The organism is Paenibacillus vini (assembly GCF_018403325.1).
GTDB classification, from domain to species: domain Bacteria; phylum Bacillota; class Bacilli; order Paenibacillales; family Paenibacillaceae; genus Fontibacillus; species Fontibacillus vini.
Genome location: NZ_BOSL01000045.1, coordinates 1 through 778, shown reverse-complemented (window position 1 = coordinate 778; position 778 = coordinate 1). Strand labels below are relative to the sequence as shown.

Sequence of the window (778 nt, the reverse complement as noted above, 5' to 3'; positions counted from 1 at the left end):
TTGGCAAGGCGATGCTCTACCGCTGAGCCACGTCCGCAAAGATGGTGCGCGTGGAGGGACTTGAACCCCCACGTCAAAGACGCTAGATCCTAAGTCTAGTGCGTCTGCCAATTCCGCCACACGCGCACTGTGAAAAGTGAGCCATGAAGGACTCGAACCTTCGACACCCTGATTAAAAGTCAGGTGCTCTACCAACTGAGCTAATGGCTCATGAATGAAATGGCTGGGGATATAGGATTCGAACCTATGGATGACGGAGTCAAAGTCCGTTGCCTTACCGCTTGGCTAATCCCCAACAAAACAATCATGGTGGAGGCTGAGGGGATCGAACCCCCGACCCTCTGCTTGTAAGGCAGATGCTCTCCCAGCTGAGCTAAGCCTCCATATGTAGGTTTCAGAAAGATGGTGACCCGTAGGGGATTCGAACCCCTGTTACCTCCGTGAAAGGGAGGTGTCTTAACCCCTTGACCAACGGGCCATCCAGTAACAAAAGTGGAGCTCTCAACCGGGATCGAACCGGTGACCTCATCCTTACCATGGATGCACTCTACCTACTGAGCTATGAGAGCAAATGGCTCCCCGAACAGGACTCGAACCTGTGACAACTCGATTAACAGTCGAGTGCTCTACCAACTGAGCTATCAGGGAATATATGCTTGGCGGCGTCCTACTCTCCCAGGACCCTTCGGTCCAAGTACCATCGGCGCTGGAGGGCTTAACGGTCGTGTTCGGGATGGGTACGTGTGGAACCCCTCCGCCATCGCCACCAAACGGTTCA

At 54.0% G+C, this 778-nt stretch carries 7 tRNA genes and 1 rRNA gene; all 8 read right to left on the bottom strand.

What is annotated here, in order from left to right:
• Nucleotides 1-42: 42 nt before the first annotated feature.
• A tRNA-Leu gene (locus KJS57_RS26045) sits at nt 43-126 on the bottom strand.
• Nucleotides 127-137: 11 nt separating this feature from the next.
• Nucleotides 138-210: transfer RNA gene (locus tag KJS57_RS26040), tRNA-Lys, on the bottom strand.
• A gap of 10 nt (nt 211-220) precedes the next feature.
• Nucleotides 221-295 (bottom strand) — tRNA-Gln (locus tag KJS57_RS26035).
• A 12-nt stretch (nt 296-307) separates the two neighbouring features.
• A tRNA-Val gene (locus KJS57_RS26030) sits at nt 308-383 on the bottom strand.
• Nucleotides 384-403: 20 nt separating this feature from the next.
• Nucleotides 404-478: transfer RNA gene (locus tag KJS57_RS26025), tRNA-Glu, on the bottom strand.
• Nucleotides 479-493: 15 nt separating this feature from the next.
• A tRNA-Thr gene (locus KJS57_RS26020) sits at nt 494-569 on the bottom strand.
• Between the two features lie 3 nt (nt 570-572).
• Nucleotides 573-648: transfer RNA gene (locus KJS57_RS26015), tRNA-Asn, on the bottom strand.
• A 6-nt stretch (nt 649-654) separates the two neighbouring features.
• A 5S ribosomal RNA gene (gene rrf / locus KJS57_RS26010) occupies nt 655-771 on the bottom strand.
• Nucleotides 772-778: the final 7 nt, after the last annotated feature.